This window comes from Microbacterium sp. X-17 (genome assembly GCF_039615055.1).
This window is the reverse complement of record NZ_JBDHNI010000001.1, coordinates 281005-301247: the sequence shown is the minus strand read 5'-3', so window position 1 is coordinate 301247 and position 20243 is coordinate 281005. Positions and strand designations below refer to the sequence as shown.

Annotated in this window: 23 protein-coding genes; 4 read left to right on the top strand and 19 right to left on the bottom strand. The window is 70.7% G+C overall.

The window, feature by feature from the left end:
- Nucleotides 1-4: 4 nt before the first annotated feature.
- The 4 genes from ABCS02_RS01430 to ABCS02_RS01415 all read right to left on the bottom strand — a co-directional run bounded on the left by ABCS02_RS01430 (nucleotide 5) and on the right by ABCS02_RS01415 (nucleotide 4347).
- Nucleotides 5-637, bottom strand: coding sequence for a hypothetical protein (locus tag ABCS02_RS01430; protein ID WP_345833828.1), 633 nt, complete (start codon nucleotides 635-637; stop codon nucleotides 5-7).
- Nucleotides 638-682: 45 nt separating this feature from the next.
- Complete coding sequence (locus ABCS02_RS01425; protein ID WP_345833827.1) at nucleotides 683-1195, bottom strand: amino-acid N-acetyltransferase; 513 nt, start codon at nucleotides 1193-1195, stop codon at nucleotides 683-685.
- Nucleotides 1196-1282: 87 nt separating this feature from the next.
- Complete coding sequence (locus ABCS02_RS01420; RefSeq protein WP_345833826.1) at nucleotides 1283-3811, bottom strand: ATP-dependent Clp protease ATP-binding subunit; 2529 nt, start codon at nucleotides 3809-3811, stop codon at nucleotides 1283-1285.
- A 104-nt stretch (nucleotides 3812-3915) separates the two neighbouring features.
- A complete protein-coding gene (locus tag ABCS02_RS01415; RefSeq protein ID WP_345833825.1) occupies nucleotides 3916-4347 on the bottom strand; it encodes a hypothetical protein in 432 nt (143 codons plus the stop codon).
- A 42-nt stretch (nucleotides 4348-4389) separates the two neighbouring features.
- Here ABCS02_RS01415 and ABCS02_RS01410 point away from each other — a divergent pair, with 42 nt between their 5' ends.
- The 3 genes from ABCS02_RS01410 to ABCS02_RS01400 all read left to right on the top strand — a co-directional run bounded on the left by ABCS02_RS01410 (nucleotide 4390) and on the right by ABCS02_RS01400 (nucleotide 6256).
- On the top strand, nucleotides 4390-5370 hold the full coding sequence (locus ABCS02_RS01410) for a pirin family protein (protein ID WP_345833824.1): 981 nt from the start codon (nucleotides 4390-4392) through the stop codon (nucleotides 5368-5370).
- A 101-nt stretch (nucleotides 5371-5471) separates the two neighbouring features.
- Nucleotides 5472-5798, top strand: coding sequence for a hypothetical protein (locus ABCS02_RS01405; RefSeq protein ID WP_345833823.1), 327 nt, complete (start codon nucleotides 5472-5474; stop codon nucleotides 5796-5798).
- Nucleotides 5795-6256, top strand: coding sequence for a type II toxin-antitoxin system VapC family toxin (locus ABCS02_RS01400; RefSeq protein ID WP_345833822.1), 462 nt, complete (start codon nucleotides 5795-5797; stop codon nucleotides 6254-6256). The genes ABCS02_RS01405 and ABCS02_RS01400 overlap by 4 nt, the downstream gene beginning before the upstream one ends.
- Here ABCS02_RS01400 and cls read toward each other — a convergent pair.
- On the bottom strand, nucleotides 6237-7715 hold the full coding sequence (gene cls / locus ABCS02_RS01395) for a cardiolipin synthase (protein ID WP_345833821.1): 1479 nt from the start codon (nucleotides 7713-7715) through the stop codon (nucleotides 6237-6239). The genes ABCS02_RS01400 and cls overlap by 20 nt on opposite strands.
- Before the next feature lie 86 nt (nucleotides 7716-7801).
- The gene (locus ABCS02_RS01390; RefSeq protein ID WP_185276234.1) at nucleotides 7802-7975 is read right to left on the bottom strand and encodes a hypothetical protein; all 174 of its coding nucleotides are present in this window, start codon (nucleotides 7973-7975) and stop codon (nucleotides 7802-7804) included.
- A 27-nt stretch (nucleotides 7976-8002) separates the two neighbouring features.
- Here ABCS02_RS01390 and ABCS02_RS01385 point away from each other — a divergent pair, with 27 nt between their 5' ends.
- Nucleotides 8003-8914: a cytochrome c oxidase assembly protein gene (locus ABCS02_RS01385; protein WP_345833820.1), complete on the top strand. Its 912-nt coding sequence runs from the start codon at nucleotides 8003-8005 to the stop codon at nucleotides 8912-8914.
- A 6-nt stretch (nucleotides 8915-8920) separates the two neighbouring features.
- Here the strand turns inward: ABCS02_RS01385 and lysS are convergent, their stop codons facing one another.
- From lysS to ABCS02_RS01320, 13 genes are all read right to left on the bottom strand, one after another.
- On the bottom strand, nucleotides 8921-10447 hold the full coding sequence (gene lysS / locus ABCS02_RS01380; protein WP_345833819.1) for a lysine--tRNA ligase: 1527 nt from the start codon (nucleotides 10445-10447) through the stop codon (nucleotides 8921-8923).
- A 50-nt stretch (nucleotides 10448-10497) separates the two neighbouring features.
- Entirely contained in the window at nucleotides 10498-11373 is an 876-nt protein-coding gene (gene panC / locus ABCS02_RS01375; RefSeq protein WP_345833818.1) for a pantoate--beta-alanine ligase, read from the bottom strand.
- A 73-nt stretch (nucleotides 11374-11446) separates the two neighbouring features.
- Nucleotides 11447-12253: a Rossmann-like and DUF2520 domain-containing protein gene (locus ABCS02_RS01370; protein ID WP_345833817.1), complete on the bottom strand. Its 807-nt coding sequence runs from the start codon at nucleotides 12251-12253 to the stop codon at nucleotides 11447-11449.
- Nucleotides 12250-13938 carry a PH domain-containing protein gene (locus ABCS02_RS01365; RefSeq protein WP_345833816.1) on the bottom strand — a complete coding sequence of 563 codons (1689 nt, stop codon included), beginning with the start codon at nucleotides 13936-13938 and terminating at the stop codon, nucleotides 12250-12252. Before ABCS02_RS01365 ends, ABCS02_RS01370 begins: the two co-directional genes overlap by 4 nt.
- Nucleotides 13935-14420: a PH domain-containing protein gene (locus ABCS02_RS01360; protein ID WP_345833815.1), complete on the bottom strand. Its 486-nt coding sequence runs from the start codon at nucleotides 14418-14420 to the stop codon at nucleotides 13935-13937. Before ABCS02_RS01360 ends, ABCS02_RS01365 begins: the two co-directional genes overlap by 4 nt.
- Nucleotides 14404-14883, bottom strand: a complete 480-nt coding sequence (locus ABCS02_RS01355; RefSeq protein ID WP_345833814.1) for a DUF3180 domain-containing protein — start codon at nucleotides 14881-14883, stop codon at nucleotides 14404-14406. Before ABCS02_RS01355 ends, ABCS02_RS01360 begins: the two co-directional genes overlap by 17 nt.
- Complete coding sequence (gene folK / locus ABCS02_RS01350; protein ID WP_345833813.1) at nucleotides 14880-15428, bottom strand: 2-amino-4-hydroxy-6-hydroxymethyldihydropteridine diphosphokinase; 549 nt, start codon at nucleotides 15426-15428, stop codon at nucleotides 14880-14882. The genes ABCS02_RS01355 and folK overlap by 4 nt, the downstream gene beginning before the upstream one ends.
- Nucleotides 15425-15823: a dihydroneopterin aldolase gene (gene folB, locus ABCS02_RS01345; protein WP_345833812.1), complete on the bottom strand. Its 399-nt coding sequence runs from the start codon at nucleotides 15821-15823 to the stop codon at nucleotides 15425-15427. Before folB ends, folK begins: the two co-directional genes overlap by 4 nt.
- Nucleotides 15816-16619, bottom strand: a complete 804-nt coding sequence (gene folP, locus ABCS02_RS01340; protein WP_345833811.1) for a dihydropteroate synthase — start codon at nucleotides 16617-16619, stop codon at nucleotides 15816-15818. The genes folB and folP overlap by 8 nt, the downstream gene beginning before the upstream one ends.
- Nucleotides 16616-17203 (bottom strand): GTP cyclohydrolase I FolE, encoded by a 588-nt coding sequence (folE, locus tag ABCS02_RS01335; protein WP_345833810.1) that lies wholly within the window; start codon nucleotides 17201-17203, stop codon nucleotides 16616-16618. The genes folP and folE overlap by 4 nt, the downstream gene beginning before the upstream one ends.
- Before the next feature lie 12 nt (nucleotides 17204-17215).
- Nucleotides 17216-19219, bottom strand: a complete 2004-nt coding sequence (ftsH, locus tag ABCS02_RS01330; protein ID WP_345833809.1) for an ATP-dependent zinc metalloprotease FtsH — start codon at nucleotides 19217-19219, stop codon at nucleotides 17216-17218.
- 110 nt (nucleotides 19220-19329) lie between these two features.
- On the bottom strand, nucleotides 19330-19680 hold the full coding sequence (locus ABCS02_RS01325) for a nuclear transport factor 2 family protein (protein ID WP_345833808.1): 351 nt from the start codon (nucleotides 19678-19680) through the stop codon (nucleotides 19330-19332).
- A gap of 137 nt (nucleotides 19681-19817) precedes the next feature.
- Complete coding sequence (locus ABCS02_RS01320) at nucleotides 19818-20243, bottom strand: DUF1801 domain-containing protein (protein WP_345833807.1); 426 nt, start codon at nucleotides 20241-20243, stop codon at nucleotides 19818-19820.

The window sequence follows — 20243 nt, the reverse complement described above, 5'->3', positions numbered from 1 at the left end:
GCACTCAGTTCAACGAGAACTGCTTCGTCGTCGCCGAGGTGATCCCCGCGACCGACACCTGCAGGTGGTACGACGCGCCACCCGCGGGCACCTGCGCGCGCTGCGCCTGGCACGTCGTCGGATCGGATCGCGTGCGGTCCCACGTGATCGGGGTCTGCGACGAGATCGTCTTGCCCGGCTGCAGCAGCACCTGGGCGTCGACCTTCGAGCTCTGGCAGTCCGTCGACTTCCAGTAGACCTCCGAACCGCTGGTGATCGTGAACACCTGCTGAGCCGTCCCGGCGTCGAGGACGCACGCGTTCGCTCCCGTGTTGGTGAGGGCGACGGAGAGCTGCGGGAGCTGGCCCGCGGAGTAGCTCGCGGCGTCGGTCACGGCCTCCACCTTGACGTCCGCCGGCTTGCACGGCTGGCCGCTCGCGCTGGCGCTGGAGGTCGGGATGCTCGTGGCGGCGGTTGTCGGGGCCGGCGTGTTCGTCGTCACGGGCGCCTTGGCGGGCTCGCCGACCGACGAGCCGGGCCGGACCACGATCAGGACGATGACCACCACGACCGCGACGAGGCCGAGGAGGACGATGAGCCGACGGCGCCAGTACACGGCGCTCGGCTTCGGGCCGACTGGGTGCTTGAACGTCGACATGCCCGCAGAGTAGCGCCGACCCGCGACACGCCGGGTCAGGCGCGCTCAGAGACGCTTCAACATGCGCGTGTTTCCCAGGGTGTTGGGCTTCACGCGGGCGAGGTCGAGGAACTCCGCGACGCCCTCGTCGTGCGAACGGACGAGCTCGGCGTAGAGCGAGGGGTCGACGGTCTCCGAGCCCATGTCCACGAAGCCGTTGCGCTCGAAGAAGCCGACCTCGAAGGTGAGGCAGAACAGCCGGCTGAGCCCGAGCTCCGCGGCGTCGGCCTCCAGCCGGCCGAGCAGCGCGCGGCCGACGCCGCGGCCGAGCCACGGATCGGCGACGGCGAGCGTGCGCACCTCGGCGAGGTCGCTCCACATCACGTGCAGCGCGCCGCAGCCGATCAGCTCGCCCTCCGGAGTCTCGGCGACGCGGAACTCCTGCACCGACTCGTAAAAGGTCACCGCCTCCTTGCCGAGCAGGATGCGTCGCTGCACGAGCGGCTCCACGAGCTCCCGGATGCCGGGCACGTCGCTGGTGCGCGCCCTCCGAACCACGTACGCGCCCTCAGAACTCACGCTTCCCACCCTAAAGGAAACCGCCGAGTACGCAGATTGTCTGCGTACTCGGCGGTTTCGAGCGGATTATTCGCGTACTCGGCGGTGTCAGTCGTTCGCGTTCGCGGCGAGGTCCGGGGTGGCCGGGCCGGTGCCGATAGCGGCGGTGGCGTTGACGCCTGCGCCGACGGACTCCTGGCGGGTGGTGGTGGTGAACACGAAGTCGCCGTCCACGAAGTCGACGTGCACGTGGTCGCCCGCGTTCAGCTCGCCGTGGAGGATCTTCTCGCTCAGCCGGTCCTCGATCTCGTGCTGGACCGCGCGGCGCAGCGGTCGGGCTCCCAGCGTCGGGTCGAAGCCGACCTCGATCAGGCGCTCCTTGGCGGGGACCGCCAGCTCGATCGTCATGTCACGGTCGAGCAGCCGGTCGGAGAGGCGCTTGATGAACAGGTCCACGATCTGCAGCAGCTCCGCCTTGTTGAGCTGCGGGAAGACGATGATCTCGTCCACGCGGTTGAGGAACTCCGGCTTGAAGTTCTTCTTCAGCTCCTCGTAGACCTTGCCGCGCATCCGGTCGTAGCCGGTGGTCGGGTCGCCCTCGATCTGGAATCCGACGGGGCCGCCGGAGATGTCCTTCGTGCCGAGGTTCGTGGTCATGATGATCACGGTGTTCTTGAAGTCGACCACGCGGCCCTGACCATCGGTCAGACGTCCCTCCTCCAGGATCTGGAGCAGCGAGTTGAAGATGTCGGGGTGCGCCTTCTCGATCTCGTCGAACAGCACGACGCTGAACGGCTTGCGGCGGACCTTCTCGGTGAGCTGGCCGCCTTCCTCGAAGCCGACGAACCCGGGAGGGGCGCCGAACAGCCGGGAGACCGTGTGCTTCTCGCCGTACTCCGACATGTCGAGCGAGATCATCGCCGACTCGTCGTCGAACAGGAACTCGGCGAGCGCCTTGGCCAGCTCGGTCTTACCGACACCGGTGGGGCCGGCGAAGATGAACGAGCCGGAAGGACGCTTCGGGTCCTTGAGCCCGGCGCGGGTGCGGCGGATGGTCTTCGAGAGGGCCGAGATGGCCTCCTCCTGGCCGATGACGCGCTGGTGCAGCGCCTTCTCCATGTAGACCAGGCGGGCGGACTCCTCCTCGGTGAGCTTGAACACCGGGATGCCCGTGGCCTGCGCCAGCACCTCCGCGATCAGGCCCTCGTCGACCTCGGCCGTCGTCTTCACGTCGCCCGAGCGCCACTGCTTCTCCAGCCGCAGCCGCTCGCCGAGGAGGTTCTTCTCCTCGTCGCGCAGGGACGCGGCCTTCTCGAAGTCCTGGTCCTCGATCGCGGCCTCCTTCTGGGAGCGCACGGCGGCGATCTTGTCGTCGAACTCGCGCAGCTCCGGCGGCGCGGACAGGATCGACAGGCGCAGGCGGGCGCCGGCCTCGTCGATCAGGTCGATGGCCTTGTCCGGGAGGAAGCGGTCCTGGATGTAGCGGTCGGCCAGGTTGGCCGCGGCGACGATGGCGCCGTCGGTGATGGACACCTTGTGGTGCGCCTCGTAGCGGTCGCGCAACCCCTTGAGGATGTTGATCGCGTGGGGCAGCGACGGCTCGGCCACCTGGATGGGCTGGAACCGGCGCTCCAGCGCGGCGTCCTTCTCGAAGTGCTTGCGGTACTCGTCCAGCGTGGTCGCGCCGATGGTCTGCAGCTCGCCGCGGGCCAGCAGCGGCTTGAGGATGCTGGCGGCGTCGATCGCGCCCTCCGCGGCACCCGCGCCGACGAGCGTGTGGATCTCGTCGATGAACGTGATGATGTCGCCGCGGGTGCGGATCTCCTTGGTGACCTTCTTCAGGCGCTCCTCGAAGTCGCCGCGGTAGCGGGAGCCGGCGATGAGCGAGCCGAGGTCGAGCGTGTAGAGCTGCTTGTCCTTCAGCGTCTCCGGCACGTCGCCGCGCACGATCGCCTGGGCGAGGCCCTCCACGACGGCGGTCTTGCCGACGCCGGGCTCACCGATCAACACGGGGTTGTTCTTGGAGCGGCGCGACAGGATCTGCATGACGCGCTCGATCTCTTTCTCGCGCCCGATCACCGGGTCGAGCTTGTTGTCGCGCGCGGCCTGCGTGAGGTTGCGGCCGAACTGGTCGAGGATCTGGCTGCCTGCCTGCGCGGTCGCCTGATCGTTGCCCCCGACCTGGACCTGCTCCTTGCCCTGGTAGCCGGAGAGGAGCTGGATGACCTGCTGGCGCACGCGGTTGAGGTCGGCGCCCAGCTTCACGAGCACCTGGGCGGCGACGCCCTCGCCCTCGCGGATGAGGCCGAGCAGGATGTGCTCGGTGCCGATGTAGTTGTGGCCGAGCTGGAGGGCCTCGCGGAGGCTCAGCTCCAGGACCTTCTTGGCGCGCGGGGTGAACGGGATGTGGCCGGTCGGCTGCTGCTGACCCTGGCCGATGATGTCCTGGACCTGCTCGCGGACGGCGTCCAGCGAGATACCGAGCGATTCCAGCGCCTTGGCGGCGACACCCTCACCCTCGTGGATCAGGCCGAGCAGGATGTGCTCCGTCCCGATGTAGTTGTGGTTGAGCATCTTGGCCTCTTCCTGGGCCAAGACGACGACGCGGCGAGCGCGGTCGGTGAATCTCTCGAACATGTCTACTCCTTGGCGACGCCGTTGCAGGGTCGGCGCCGATACATCGAGAGTAACCGCGGCATCCCGTGCCGCGGAGGCATGTTCGCTGGAGGCGTGACGCCGTGTCAGCCGCGGATGGCGGCGATCGTGAGGGTGGTGTCGGGGAGCTTGACGGTGACGTCCGAGCTGGTCGTCACACCGCTGGGCGTGTCGAACACGGTGGTGTGCGGGACGATGTCGTGCGTGCAGACGCCGCCGGACGCGGGGGCGAGCATGGCCTCCAGTTGGTTGGACGCCACGACCTTGACCGACTGCACGGTCGGCGGGCAGGTGGAGCTGCCGTTGAGCACGATCCCGAACTGCTTGCCGTTCTCCAGCCAGGTGGCCCAGGAGGCTCCCCCCGCGCTGCTGGCCGGGGGCTGGACGCCCTGCGGCTCGCCCGCGTAGTCCTTCGCGGGTTTCACCTGCGTGCTCGTACATCCCGCGAGCAGCAGGGCCGCTGCGACGAGGGCGGCGGAGGCGGCGACGGAGGTCCGGGGGCGCGCTGCACGATTCACGCGCTCATTCTATGGGCGCGCCCCGACGCCTACGATGCCTCTATGAGCAACCTCGAACGCGACCCGGTGGAGGTCCTGGCAGGCGACGACGTGGTCGTCGCGGACGCGGGAGTGGAGATCCTGGAGCCGCGCGAGGTCCCGCTCGGCGGCCCGCGCGCGATGACCGTGCGGCGCACCCTCCCGCAGCGCAAGCGCTCGCTGATCGGCGGCTGGTGCTTCGTCGACCACTACGGCCCGGACGACGTCTCGCTGACCGGCGGGATGCAGGTCCCGCCGCATCCGCACACCGGGCTGCAGACGGTGAGCTGGCTGTTCGAGGGTGAGATCGACCACCGCGACAGCGTCGGCAGCCACGCCCTGGTGCGGCCGGGCGAGCTCAACCTCATGACGGCCGGGCGCGGGATCAGCCACTCGGAGGTTTCCACACCGGGGACGCAGCGGCTGCACGGCGTTCAGCTCTGGGTGGCGCTGCCGAGCGCGTCGCGGGAGGTCGCCCCGTTCTTCGAGCACCACGTCCCGTCGCCGTCACTGCTCGGGGACGCGACGGTGCGGACGTTCGTCGGCGCGCTGGCCGGGAGCGGGACGGCGGCGACGGTGTTCTCCCCGCTGGTCGGCGCCGAACTCGTCGTGCCGGCCGGGACGCGCGTGACGGTTCCGCTCGATCCGGCCTTCGAGCACGGTGTCCTGGTCGACGCGGGGGACGTGACGGTGGCCGGAACGGCCGTGCCGCTCGCGCATCTTGCGTACCTCTGCCCGGGGCGGGACTCCGTGGAGGTGGAGGCCGGCGCCGAGCCTGCGCGCCTCCTACTGCTCGGCGGCGAGCCGCTGGGCGAGGAGATCGTCATGTGGTGGAACTTCATCGGCCGCAGCCACGAGGACGTCGTCGCCGCGCGTGCCGAGTGGCAGCGGGATGTGATCGACGGGGAGGACCCGGAGGGGCGGTTCGGGACGGTGCGCGGGTACGACGGCGGCGCGCTGCCGGCGCCGGTCCTGCCGACGGTGCGGCTGAAGCCGCGCGGCTGACGGATCAACCTCCTCCACAACGTCGCCTCCCCGGCGACTTCTCCACAGATTCCCGCATCGTCCACCGCCGAGGACTCCCACGCCCCACAATTGATTCATGCATGCACTTCATCTGGTTTTGCATGCACGATCCATGTACGCTCGAATCTATGGGAGTCACAGTGCAAGTACGAGATCTCGACCCGGCGGTCGACGCCCGCCTGAAGAACGCCGCGAGCGCGAAAGGCCTTTCATATTCGGAGTACCTCCGCAGGGAGCTGACCCGCATCGCGGAGCGACTGCGGATCGAGGAGCGGTGGGCGCAGGTCGTCGCGGCGGATGCGGCGAGGGTCGAGGCCGCCGCAGAGGGCCACGCGCCGTTCACCGGTCTCGGTATCAGCAGCGAGGAGATCGTTGAGATCGTCCGCGAGAGCCGGAGCGAGCGATGATCGCGGCGGTGATCGACTGCAGCGCGATGGTCGACCTCCTCGGCTCGACGGGATCCGCCGGCCCTCGGACGAACGGCGAACTGGCCGACTGCGTGCTCGCGGCCCCGCACCTGATCGATCCGGAGTTCACGAGCGCGGCGCGCCGGCTCGCCCGGCAGCATCCCGACCGAACGGAACAGGTGGAGCGATTGCTGACGGAGTTCTCGCAGGTGCCGATCATGCGGTTCGAGCACGGGCCGCTGCTGCACCACGCGTGGAAGTGGCGTCACGACCTGTCGGCGTACGACGCGATGTACGTCGCGCTTGCGCACGAGCTCGGCCTACCGCTGGTCACGAGCGACGCTCGGCTCGCGGCCGCAGCTCAGCGGTGGTGCGAGACGAGACTGCTCGCGGAGGTGGTCGGGCAGGAGCACCCGACCGAGCCGACCGTCGCGTCGACTACTGCAGGGCGGAGGTGAGCCGGGCGAGGTTGTCGAGCACGGTGGAGCGGAGGGGCTGCTTCATCCATTCGTCCAGGGTCAGTTCGCGGCTGTCGCGGCGGTAGCCGTCCTCCACCTCGCGCATCTGCTGCACGAAGGACTTCCCGCGGACCATCAGCGAGACCTCCATGTTCAGCAGGAACGAGCGCATGTCCATGTTGCTCGACCCGATGACGGCCACGTCGTCGTCGATCGTGAAGTGCTTGGCGTGCAGGATGTAGGGCGCCTTGTACATCCAGATCCGAACGCCGGCCCGCAGTAGCGCCTCGTAGTACGAGCGCTGCGCGTGGTACACCAGCGCCTGGTCGCCGATCTCTGAGACGAACAGGTCGACGGCGATGCCGCGCTGGGTGGCGGTCGTGATCGCGGTGAGCATGGCCTCGTCCGGCACGAAGTAGGGGGAGGTGATGACGATGCGCTCCTGCGCGTAGTACAGCAGCGCGAGGAAGAGCCGCAGGTTGTTCTCGCCCGCGAACCCGGGCCCGGAGGGCACCACCTGGGCGTCGAGCTCCTCGGGGTCGCTCGCGTTGCGGGCGTCCTCGTCGGTGATCGGCTCCGTCTCGCGGCGGAGCAGCTCGTCGGTCTCGCTGTACCAGTCGGTGATGAAGATCGCGTTCAGACCGGCGACGATCGGGCCCTCCAAGCGGACGATGAGCTCCTTCCACTTGAGCCCGCGCTTGATGTTCGACTTCTTGTTGTAGCTGCGGTCGATGACGTTCTGCGACCCCATGAACGCCACCCGGCCGTCCACGATGAGCAGCTTGCGGTGGTTGCGGAGGTCCGGACGCTGGTACTTGCCCTTGAACGGCTGCACCGGCAGCATCAGGTGCCACTTCGCGCCCATCGCGGTCAGGCGCTTGATCGTGCGCTTGTAGTCCGGTGTGCGCACCGACGCGATGTGGTCGAGCAGCACGCGCACGACGACACCGCGCGCGACCGCGGCCTCCATCGCCTCGAAGAACGGCGTGGTCGTCTTGTCGAGCGTGAGGATGTAGAACTCGACGTGCACGTAGCGCTTCGCGTTGGCGATCGCGGCGGTCATCGCGGCCAGCGACTCGTCGTAGTGCCCGTCGAGGCTGGCGCGGTTGCCGCCGACGAGCGGCATCGCGCCGAGGTTGCGGTTGAGCTCGACCACCGACTCCAGCCACGCGGGCCACGGGTGGTCCTTGCGCACCCGCTCCATGCCCTCCGTGCTGTCGAGGATGAAGCTGTTGATCTCCTCCTGCTTCTCCCGGCGCTTCTTCGGGAGCTTGTAGCTGCCGATCAGCAGGAAGAACAGCACGCCGATGTACGGGATGAGGAAGATGGCGAGCAGCCACGCGGTCGCGGAGGTGGGCTTGCGGTTGCGTGGGACGACGATGATGGCGATGACGCGGATGACGAAGTCGAGGAGCAGCGCGAGGACGACGATCGTCGTGGTCAGCAAACCCGCGTCCATTCAGCCCCCTCCGGCGTCGAGGACCGGGATCCGCCCTCAGTGCCTACCGTAGTGGGCGCGGAGCCCTGGGAGCGAGACAGCGCGGCTCAGCTCTTTGGAGCGAGGCCGCGGCGGGCGCGCTCCTCGTTCTCCATGCGGGAGTACACCTTGCGCTCGGTGCGGTCGGCCCGAACGATGGCGCGCATGATCATCCAGAACAGCAGGCCGACGAGCACGGTCGGGGCCAGCGACCAGACGATTCCACCGATGATGTCTCCCATAGCGGGATAATGGTACCTCCCGCACATGTGAATCCCGACTCCCCCGAAAGCAGCACCACGCCTCCCTTCCTCGTCTTCCTCACCACCTGGTCGTTCGACCCGGCGGCTGCGATCATGCTCGTCGCGGCGGCCGCCCTCTACCTCGGCGGCGTGCTGTCGCTGCGGCGCCGCGGTCATCACTGGCCGGCGCGGCTGACGTGGATGTACCTGCTGCTCGGGCTGGGCTCGTACGCGGTCATCTCGTTCGGCTTCCTCGGGGCCGAGAGCCAGGTGCTGCGGTGGGCGTTCACGACGCGGATCGCGCTGCTGCTGTTCGTCGTCCCGGCGCTCGTGAGCCTCGGGAGGCCGATCGCGCTCGCGCGGGTGGCCCTGGGCAGCACGGGTCAGGGACGCACCGACCGATTCCTGCAGTCGCGGCCGGTGAAGCTGTTCGGCAACGCCATCTTCGCGACCGTGTTCGCGTGCGCGGCGTTCATGATCTTCCTGACGCCGGTCGCGGCAGTCCTCCGCGACAACCCGTGGTCGGAGTGGACGATCTCCGTGATCGTCCCGCTCGCGGGGCTGCTGATGGTGCTGCCGATCGCCGCGCACTCGGTGATGCACACCAGCTTCTTCATCACGGTCGAGTTCCTGCTGGCGTTCGTCGCGCTGCTGCTCGACGCCATCCCGGGCCTGCTGCTACGGCTCAACGACGCCGTGCTCGATCACGCGCCGGCGATCGTCGGCCCGTTGCCGTTGTGGTTCCCGAACGCCCTGCACGATCAGCATCTGTCCGGCGACTTCCTGTGGTTCATCGCCGAGGTCGCGGACGTCCCGATCCTGGTCATCCTGTTCATCCGGTGGATGCGCCTGGACCGCCGCGAGGGCAAGAAGCTGGACGAGTTGAGCGACGAGGAGATGGAGGCGCTCACCCAAGCGCACCTGCACCAGCGCGGCTGAGCCCCACTACTTCACGAGCGGGAAGAGGATGGTTTCGCGGATGCCGAGGCCGGTGAGGGCCATGAGGAGGCGGTCGATGCCCATGCCCATGCCGCCCGTGGGGGGCATGCCGAACTCCAGGGCGCGGAGGAACTCCTCGTCCAAGCGCATCGCCTCGTCGTCGCCGGCGGCCGCCAGGCGCGCCTGCTCCACGAAGCGCTCGCGCTGCACGACCGGGTCGATCAGCTCGGAGTAGCCGGTCGCCAGCTCGAAGCCGCGCGTGTAGAGGTCCCACTTCTCCACCACGCCCTCGCGCGAGCGGTGCGCGCGCACGAGCGGGCTGGTGTCCACCGGGAAGTCCATCACGAACGTCGGGCGCACGAGACCCGACTTCACGTGGTGCTCCCACAGCTCCTCGACGTACTTGCCCGGCAGCGGGTGCTGCACCTCGATCTCGGCGTCCGCCGCCAGCTCGCGCAGCCGCGACATCGGGGTCTGCGGCGTGATCTCCTCGCCGATGGCCTCCGACAGGCTGTCGTACATCCGGATGCGGTCCCACTGGCCGCCGAGGTCGTACTCGGTGCCGTCGGCCCAGGTGACCACGTGCGAGCCGGAGACGGCGACCGCCGCGTCCTGGATGAGCTGCTGAGTCAGATCGGCGATCGAGTTGTAGTCGCCGTACGCCTGGTAGGCCTCCAGCATCGCGAACTCGGGCGAGTGCGTGGAGTCCGCGCCCTCGTTGCGGAAGTTGCGGTTGATCTCGAACACCCGGTCGATGCCGCCGACGACGGCGCGCTTCAGGTACAGCTCCGGCGCGATGCGCAGGAACAGCTCGGTGTCGAACGCGTTGGAGTGCGTGACGAACGGGCGGGCGGAGGCGCCGCCGTGCATCACCTGCAGCATCGGCGTCTCGACCTCCACGAAGCCCTGCCCCGCGAAGGTGCTGCGGAGGCTGGCGACGGCCGCGGCGCGGTCGAGCACGTTCCGGCGGGCCTGCTCGCGGGCGATCAGGTCGAGGTAACGGGAGCGGACCCGCGTCTCCTCGTTGAGCTCGTTGTGGAGGTTCGGCAGCGGCAGGATCGCCTTGGACGCGATCTCCCAGCCGCGGACCATGATCGACAGCTCGCCGCGGCGGCTGGAGATGACCTCGCCGGAGACGAAGACGTGGTCGCCGAGGTCGACCAGCTCCTTCCAGCGCGCCAGCGACTCCTCGCCCACCTCGGCCAGGGAGACCATGGCCTGGAGGCGCGAGCCGTCGCCCGCCTGGAGCACGGCGAAGCAGAGCTTGCCGGTGTTGCGCTGGTGGACGACGCGGCCGGCGAGGCCGACGGTCTCGCCGGAGGTCTGGTCGGCCTCCAGGTGGCCCCACGCGGAGCGCACCTCGGGGATGGTGGTCGTCACCGGGACCTGCACCGGGTAGGCGCCGCCGCCCGCGTCGCCGGCCTCGGCGATGAGACGCTCGCGCTTGGCCAGGCGGACGGCCTTCTGCTCGCTGATCTCGTCGGCGGTGAGGTCGCCGTCGGCGTTGAGGTCGGTGGCGGGCGCTTCGGTCATCGTGTCTTTCCGTTCCGGCGGTTCATTCGGGGCGTGCGGCGTGGGGAGGCTCAGCCGAGCGTGATGCGGGCGTTGTCGATCAGGCGGGTGGAGCCGACGCGGGCGGCGATCAGCAGGAGCGCGGGACCGTGGAGGTCCGCACCCGCTTCGAGGAACGTGTCCTGATCGACGATCGCGAGATAGTCCAGTTTAACGACCGGCTCGGCCTCCACGCGCGCGGTCGCGGCCTCCAGAGCGGCAGCCGCTCCCCCGGACGCCGCGGACGCGCCGGCGGCGAGCGCCTGCGACAGCGTGATGGCGGCCCTCCGCTGGTCGTCGTCCAGGTAGCGGTTGCGGCTGGAGAGGGCGAGGCCGTCCTCCTCGCGCACGGTGTCGACCACCGCGATCGTCACCGGGAGGTCGAGGTCGTCGACCATGCGGCCGACGAGGTGCACCTGCTGGGCGTCCTTCTGACCGAACACGGCGACGTCGGGCTGGACGATGTTGAGCAGCTTGGCGACGACCGTCAGCATCCCGTCGAAGTGGCCAGGACGCGAGGCGCCCTCGAACAGCCGGCCGACCTCACCGGCGGTGACCCGCGTGGAGGACGGCCCGTCCGGGTACATCTCGGCGGCGGTCGGCGCGAAGACCAGGTCGGCGAGGCCGTCGAGCGCGGCCACGTCGGCGTCGAGGGTGCGCGGGTAGCGGTCCAGGTCCTCGTCCGGGCCGAACTGCAGCGGGTTGACGAAGATCGAGACGACCACGAAGCCGCCCAGGTCGCGGGCCCGGCTCACCAGACTCAGGTGGCCGCGGTGGAGGGCGCCCATCGTCGGCACCAGCACGACCCGGCCCACGGGGGCGTCGGCAGGACCGTCGAGCGCGGCCTCCCGCCTGGCGTGGGCCACCCGCTCGCGCAGTTCGGCGATGGTGGTCACGACGTCGGGCATGACGGTCCTTCCGGGGTGGTGGCGGTGAGGTCGCGGGCGCCGGCGCAGTGCGGGCGACGCGGCCGCATCCAGGCTACTCGCCGCGGAGGTACCAGCCGCGACCGTCGTCGCCGGGGTCGCCCTCGGCCGGGCCGTCCGCCGCGCCGCCGAGGGCCTCCAGCACGTCGCCGACATCGAGCGCGGTCGGCGCGCCGGCGCGGGTCAGGGCGTTGTCGACGGCCGAGCGCAGCAGCGAGCTGAGGAACGATCCCGGGTTCTCCACGCCGATCCCCGCGAGGATGCCGGTGGACTGCTCCACGATCGAGCGCGAGAACGCGGTCGCCGTCGCGATGGCCTCCGCGTAGGCGGGGCGGTCGGCCTCCGCGATCACGACCGGCTCGCCGCCCATCTCGACCACCAGTGCCTGCGCGATCGGGAGCACCGGGGTGGGCGCGGTGACGGCGAACCAGCTCTCCGCCAGCCGGGCGAGGTCGAGGCTGGTGCCCGTGAACTCGAACGCCGGGTGCACGGCGAGCGGGATGGCGCCGGCCTCCGCGGCCGGGCGCAGCACCTCGACGCCGTAGGCCGGCGCGGTGTGCAGCACGAGCTGACCCGGCTGCCAGGTGCCGGTCGCGGCGAGGCCGGCGACGAGGCCGGGCAGCTCGCGGTCGGGGACCGCGAGGATGACGAGCTCGCTGCGCTCCACGAGGGTCGGGACCTCCAGGATCGGCGCCTGGGGCAGCATGGCCTGGGCGCGTTCGCGGCTCTCGGCGGACACCGCTGAGATGCCGACGATCGCGTGGCCCGCTCCGGCGAGCGCGGCGCCGAGCACGGGTCCGACGCGTCCCGCGCCGACGATGCCGAGGCCGAGGCGGCCGGAGCGGCGGGTGCTGTCGTTCATGCGTCCTCCTCGGGGGATTCGTGCCGAATGGTGCTTGTGGTGTCGCCGGAGTCGCCATTCGGCACGAATCCCGGGGCCGTGCGCCAGCGGTGGGTGCGGTCGGCGGCGGCGGCCACCACGGCGCGCACCGCCACGGTCTCGAACAGGCGCTCACCGGTGGCCGCGTCCATCGCGCCGAGCCGGGGATGCACCGGGCCGGACACGGTGTGGAAGCGCGCCTCCGCCAGCCCGAGCAGCCGGTCGAGCGGGCCCTGCTGCAGCTCCAGGCTCTGCAGCCGGGCCAGCGGAACCACGGCGAGGCTCCGCCACACGAAGCCGCGGCGCAGCAGCACGGCCCCGTCCACCATCCGGAAGCCGGTGCGCTGCCACGAGAACGGCCGCAGCCAGATCGCGCGGCGCGGGCTGCCGGTGAACGCGTCGCGGCCGCGGGAGGTCATGCCCTCCAGGATCGCGGCGCTGTGCTCCTCGGTGAACGCCGGAAGCACCAGCGACAGCACCTTCGCCACGTCGGCCTGGTCGCCGACCGGCAGCATGGTCGTGTTCGGCTGGCCCGCCGCGCCCTTCTCGCGCGTGTGGCCGGCCGTGTCGATGCGGATCTGCCACCAGCCGAACGGCCGCCAGAGCAGCGGCTGCAGCACCTCGACGGCGTGGATGCGGCCGGGCGGCAGCGTCTCGTTGCTCGTCGTGAGCAGGCCGAAGCCCATCCGGACGCCGTCCGGCGTGCCCGCGATCGAGTACCGCAGCGACTTCGTGAAGCGGTTGATGTAGAAGCTCGCCGAGCCGATCAGCCCGGGGAGGACGACGATCAGCAGCCAGGGCGCGCCTCCCGCCGAGCCGATCACCAGCAGGACGATCACGGCGATGACGAACACGGTGAAGCCGCTCAGCACCAGCGAGCCGGCGAGGCGCGCGGGCGGGATCTTCACGACCGACTCCGGCGGCGCCGCGTTCGGGTCGAGCTCCGGCGCGAGGAAGTCGTCGATGCGCCGGCTCACGAAGTCGCCGACCTGTGCGGTGCGCGAGGCCGGGACGGCGACGCCGTCGGCCGGGTCCGCGGCCTCCGCCTCCCGGACACCCGACGCGAGCCGAAGCACGTCCGACCGCAGCCCGTCGGCGAGCACCGAGCCGAGGTACGCGAGAGTCACGTTCGCGTCGTGCCCGGCCACGGAGATCTCCAGCTTGGCCGCCCCGAAGATGCGCGCGAGCAGCGGCCGCTGCACGTTGATGCCCTGGATGCGGTCGAGCCTGGCCTTGCGCTGGGTGCGGAACAGGATGCCGCTGCGCACCTCCACCGCGTCGCCGGTGATCCGGAAGCTGTGCATCCGCCACGACACGTAGAACGCGGCGAGGCAGCCGAGCAGGACGACCGCGACGCCGAGCAGCGCCCAGCCCTCCCAGCCGTGGTTGTAGATCGCGTCGATCGGGTCGCCGCCGAGGTCCGGCGCTCCGACGAAGAAGCTCACCAGCCGCTCGCGGAGGTTGGACAGCACGAAGCCCAGGACCGCGATGAACACGATGCCGCCGCGCAGCAACGGCGTCGCGGGGTGGAGCCGGTGCCACTCGCCGTCGGTGAAGCGCTCGGCGGCGCGCTCGGCGGCGTTCAGCGGGCCGCCCGGCAGCGGCGCTCCCGGCAGCGGTGCGCCCGGCGCCCCGCCCTGCACGCCCCCGGGCTCCGGAACGGTCACAGCCCTGCCCGGCGGCTCTCCGCCAGCTCCACCAGCCGGTCCCGCAGCTCCGCGGCCTGCGGCTCCGGGAGTCCGGGGACGACGACGTTCGTCGACGCCGCCGCGGTCACGAACTTCAGGTCCGCCAGCCCGAGCATCCGCCCGACCGGCCCGCGCGTGATGTCGATGAGCTGCATGCGCCCGTACGGCACCGACACGAAGCGCTGGAACATGATCCCGCGCCGGAACAGCAGGTCGTCGGCGCGCAGGATGTACCCGATCGACCGGGTGCGCCGGTTCGCGATGAACAGCCCGATGAGCGTCGCGACCACGACGACCGCCAGCAGTATCCACGCCCACGACCAGCCGGCGACCAGCCAGAGGAACACCGTCCCTGCGCTCAGCACGATCCCCGTAAGGAGGGTGCTGACGACGACCACCACGACATACTTCGGCGAGACACGGTTCCACTCCCCGACGGCGAGGTCAATGCGACCGGGCACGAGCGGCCTCCGGATCGTCGTCCTTGTCGTCGGGCGGGAGGGTGCAGAAGAACTCGGCGACCAGGCCCGCGACGAGCAGGATGACAGCGCCCGCGGTGCCGAGCGCGGTCAGCAGCACCGCGTTCGAGGCGGGCAGCACGTCCCGGGTGAGGATGTAGATCAGGATGCCGGCGCCCGCGCCGGTCAGCAGCGCGCCGCTCAGGCTGCACGCCTTGGCGAGGACGACGATCCGCGTCGCCTGGAACGGGTCGATGCGGCGCGAGCTGCGGCCGCGCACGGCCCGGCGGATCGGGACGGCGAACGCCACGACGATGATCGCGACGGCGACCAGCGTGATCGGCAGCGTCAGCGGCGGGATGAACACCGCGACGCCCGTGCCCGACGCCGCGAGCTCCCCGAGGAAGCCCACCACCAGTCCGAGCACCCCGAGGCCGATCAGGGAGGTGGGACGCGTGCGCTTCATGCGTCGCCCGCCTCGTACAGCGTCACCGGGTCGGTCGCCTGGGCAGCCAGCGCGGCCACCGGCCCGTAGCCCGGCAGCACGGCGTCCGGGTCCACGTCCAGCCACGGCACCAGGACGAAGGCGCGCTCGTGCGCCCGGGGGTGCGGGAGGACGATGCGCGGGTCGTCGTCGGCGACGATCCCCTGGTAGTCGACGATGTCGATGTCGATGGTGCGGTCTCCCCAGCGCTCCTCGCGCACGCGGCCGAGGGCGTCCTCCACCTGGTTGACCGCCGCCAGCAGCGCCAGCGGGTCGAGGATCGTGTTGATCAGCGCGACGGCGTTGAGGTAGGCGGGCGCCTCCTCGTCGATGCCCTCCGGCTTGAGCGCGGGCGTCTCGTAAAGCCGGGAGACGGCCTCGACGCGGAGGCCGGGGTCGTCCGCGAGCAGCCGGAGCGCCTCCCGGATGGTGGCGACCCGGTCGCCCAGGTTGCTGCCGAAGGCGAGCACCGCCGGCACGCCGACGCGCAGGCGCTCGGGCCGCCCGATGCGGTTCGGCGGCGTCATGGCCGACCCCGCAGGATGCGGACGGCCACGTCGCCGAACGGCACCTCGATCGGGGCGTCCGGCTTGTGCACCGTGACCTCCACCGAGCGCACCGGGTCGTGCGCGAGCACCACCCCGGCCACGCGCTCCGCGACCGTCTCGATGAGGTCGACCGGGTCGCGGCGGACGGCGTCGGCGATCTCATTCGCCAGCTCGCCGTAGTGGACGGTGCGGGCGAGGTCGTCGGAGGTCGCGGACGGCGACAGGTCGAGGTATGCGGTCACGTCCACGACGAAGTCCTGGCCGTTCTCGCGCTCGAAGTCGAACACCCCGTGGTTCGCCCGCACGCGCAGCCCGGTCAGCACGATCGCGTCCGTCGGCGTGCGCGAGACGGACACGGCAGCGGAATCAGTCATCGCGTCCAGCTTGCCACGCCTGCACCACATCCAGGGCCATCCGCGTGGACGCCACGTCGTGCACGCGCACGGCCCAGACGCCGGCCTGCGCGGCGAGCGCGGAGATGACGGCGGTCGGCGCGTCGCGGTCCTCGACAGTGCTGCCCTCGCCGAGCAGCGTGCCGAGGAACCGCTTGCGCGACGCCCCGATGAGCACCGGGTAGCCGAGGGTCTCGAACTCGTGGAGGCCGGCGAGCACCTGCCAGTTGTGCTGGGCGTTCTTCGAGAAGCCGAGGCCGGGGTCGAGCACGAGCTTGGCCGGGTCGATCCCGTGGTCGAGGAGGCTGGTGACGCGGGCGGACAGCTCGGCGCGCACCTCCGCCACGGTGTGACGGTAGACGGCGCGCGAGTCGGCGGCGTCGAGTCGGCCGCGCCAGTGCATGACGACGTACTGGAGCCCGGTGTCGAGCACGGCGTCCGGCATCCCGGCGTCGGCCAGGCCGCCGGAGACGTCGTTGATGATCGCGGCGCCCGCGTCGGCGGCCGCGCGCGCGGTGGAGGCGTTGAGGGTGTCGACGCTGACCGTGACGCCGTGCTCGGCGAGCGTGCGGATGACGGGGACGACGCGGGCGCGCTCCTCCACCGGGTCGACGCGCAGCGCCCCGGGCCGGGTGGACTCGCCGCCGACGTCGATCAGGTCGGCGCCCTGCGCGACGAGGTCGAGCGCGTGCGCGACCGCCGCCTCCGGCTCCAGCCACAGGCCGCCGTCGCTGAACGAGTCGGGCGTCACGTTGAGGACGCCCATGATGAGCGTCACGCAGACGCCTCGTCGCGCGGGGCGCCGATGAGCGCGATCAGCTCGGCGCGGGAGGCCGGCTCGCTGAAGGCGCCGCGCGCGGCGACCGTCACGGTGGTGGCGCGGGTCTGGCGGGCGCCGCGGGTGGTCACGCACTCGTGGGAGGCGTCCAGCACCACGAGCACGCCGCGCGCCCGAGCGCCCTCCTCTATCGTGTCCGCGATCTGCTCGGTGAGGCGCTCCTGCAGCTGCGGCCGGGACGAGAGCGTCTCGATCACACGCGGGATGCGGCCGAGGCCGATCACGGCGTCCCCGGGCAGGTACGCCACGTGCGCGACACCGAGGAACGGCAGCAGGTGGTGCTCGCACACCGACCGGAAGGCGATGTCGCGCAGGATCACAGTCTCGGCGCGGGCGTCCTCCAGCGGCACCGGCTCGCCGAGCTGCTGACGCGCGTCGACGCCCACGCCCGAGAAGAACTCGGCGTAGGCGTCGGCGACGCGCGACGGGGTGTCGCCCAGGCCCGGACGCGACGGATCCTCGCCGATGGCGGCGAGGATCTCGGCGACGGCCGCCTCGATGCGTGCGCGATCGAATCCGGTCATGCGGTGCGCGGCCTAGGCCGTTGCCGGCCGCGGCTTGATGGCGGGAGCCCGCTTCGGCTTCGACGACGGGGGCTCAGAGTCCACTCCGCCGTCCACGGCCCCGGCGTCGATGGGCGCCTTGGGGAACGGGATGGGCGGCAGGTCGGAGATCGGACGCTTGTCGCTGGAGAGCCACTGCGGACGCTCCGGCAGCTTCTTCACGTCGGCGAAGATCTCGGCGATCTGGTTGTGGTCGAGCGTCTCGTGCTCCAGCAGCGCGGCCGCGAGGCGGTCGAGCACGGCGCGGTTGTCGTTGATGACCTCCCATGCCTCGTCGTGCGCCTTCTCGATGAGGGCGCGCACCTCGGCGTCGACGCGCTCCGCGATCCGCTCCGAGTAGTCGCGCTGGTGGCCCATGTCGCGGCCGAGGAACATCTCGCCGTTCGCCTGGCCCAGCTTGACCGAGCCGATGTCGGCGCTCATGCCGTACTCGGTGACCATCTTGCGGGCGATGGAGGTCGCCTTCTCGATGTCGTTGGAGGCGCCGGTGGTCGGGTCGTGGAAGACGATCTCCTCCGCGACGCGGCCGCCCATCGCGTAGGCGAGCTGGTCGAGCAGCTCGTTGCGGGTGACCGAGTACTTGTCCTCCAGCGGCATGACCATCGTGTAACCGAGGGCGCGGCCGCGCGGGAGGATGGTGATCTTGGTCACCGGGTCGGTGTGGCGCATCGCCGCGGCGGCGAGGGCGTGGCCGCCCTCGTGGTACGCGGTGATCAGCTTCTCCTGGTCCTTCATCACCCGGGTGCGCTTCTGCGGGCCGGCGATGACGCGGTCCACGGCCTCGTCCAGCGCGCGGTTGTCGATGAGCTGCGCGTTGGAGCGGGCGGTCAGCAGCGCGGCCTCGTTGAGCACGTTGGCCAGGTCGGCGCCGGTGAAGCCCGGCGTCTTGCGGGCGAGCACTTCGAGGTCCACGGAGGCCGCCAGCGGCTTGCCGCGGCCGTGCACCTCCAGGATCTTCTTGCGGCCGAGCATGTCCGGAGCGTCCACGCCGATCTGACGGTCGAAACGGCCGGGACGCAGCAGCGCGGGGTCGAGGATGTCGGGACGGTTGGTCGCCGCGATCAGGATGACGTTGGTCTTCGGGTCGAAGCCGTCCATCTCCACCAGGAGCTGGTTGAGGGTCTGCTCGCGCTCGTCGTGACCGCCGCCGAGACCGGCGCCGCGGTGACGGCCGACCGCGTCGATCTCGTCGATGAAGATGATGGCCGGGGAGTTCTCCTTGGCCTGCTGGAACAGGTCGCGGACGCGGCTGGCGCCGACGCCGACGAACATTTCCACGAAGTCCGAACCGGAGATGGAGTAGAAGGGGACGCCCGCCTCACCCGCGACGGCGCGGGCCAGCAGGGTCTTACCGGTTCCGGGAGGGCCGTACAGCAGCACACCCTTGGGGATGCGCGCGCCGACCGCCTGGAACTTGGCGGGCTCCTTGAGGAAGTCCTTGATCTCCTGCAGCTCCTCGATGGCCTCGTCGGACCCGGCGACGTCGTCGAAGGTGACCTTCGGCGTCTCCTTGGTGACGAGCTTCGCCCGGGACTTGCCGAACTGCATGACCTTGTTCCCGCCGCCCTGCATGCCGGAGATCATGATCCAGAAGAACACGCCGATGAGCAGCGCCGGGATGAGGAAGCCGAGGATGTTCACGAACCAGTTGGGCTGCGGGACGGAGTCGTCGTAGCCCTTGGGGAGGTTGGCGTCGTCGATCGCCTTGACGATGTCCGCGCCGCGCGGGGTGACGTAGTAGAACTGCACCTGCGTGCCGTTGGCGCCGTCCGCCTGCTTGAGCGTGAGGTCGACGCGGTTCTCGCCGTCGACGATCTTCGCGCTCGACACCTTGTCCTGCTGCAGGAGGTCGAGCCCCTGCTGCGTGGTGACGGGCTTGAAGCCCGACATGGTGATCAGACTGGAGCCGATCCACACCGCGATGATCGCGAGCACGACGTACAGGATCGGGCCGCGGAAGATCTTCTTGAGGTTCATGGTGCGACCACAGTACCGCCTGGGCGCTGTGGGTCGGCTGCGTGTTCGCTCTGGGCGCGCTTACCGCCGACGGCCGTCTACGCCAGTCGTCGCGCCGATCCTGGGCCGGATCAGGAGGCCGGGAGGATGGCCGGCCAGTACTCCGCGATCACGCCGTCCTCCACCCGGACGAAGTCGTGCCCGGCGAACGCCATCGTCTCGTCTCCCAGGAAGCAGGTGAGGACCCACCGCGCCGCCACGAACCCGTCCCCGACGAGCGGCCCGGCCTGCACGTCGAACTCGACGCGGTCGAACTGGTCGACGGTCTCGGCGATGGCCCGGGCGAACCCGCGCGGCCCGACGACGTCGCCCTCCGGCCAGTGCCCGACGGCGTCGCCCGCGATGATGGGCTCCAGCGCCGCGTGCCGGTCGCTCCACGCGGCGAGCCAGCGTCGGTACAGCTCGGTGGGTTCGTAGGGCATGCGGTCATCGGACCACGGCGCGGGGGCGGGCGCAAGTCGACAGGTTCGAATCGGAGCGGCCGAGTCGCCGTCCTGGTCGACGCCGACGACTGGAGGCTGGTCATCCTGGTGCTGCGGGTCGCACACCGGCGCGAGGTCTACCGGCGCTGAGGGTCGTCCTCGCGCCCCCACGCGATAGCGATGAGCCGGCGCAGCACGGCGAGGTCGATGTCGTCCAGCGTCCGCACGTACACGCAGCCGGCGCCCTCGGTGAACGTGCCGAGCGACGGCAGCAGGGCCGCGCCCTCCGGGAGGTCCTTGAGGCCGTAGAGCGAGAGCTGCGCCTTGCGCGGCGAGAAGCCGGTCTTCGGCCAGTCGCCCTGGCGACGCGGGTCGGACGGCGAGACGTAGCGGTAGCTGCCGTAGCCGACGATCGACGGGCCCCACATGACCGGGTCGGCGCCCGTCACCTCCGCGAAGATCCGGGCGAGGGCGTGGCCGTCCTCCCGGCGGCGGGCCGGGGTCGCGGCGTCGAGGAACGCGGTGACATCCGCGTCGGTCGGCGCCGTCTTCGGCGCGGTCAC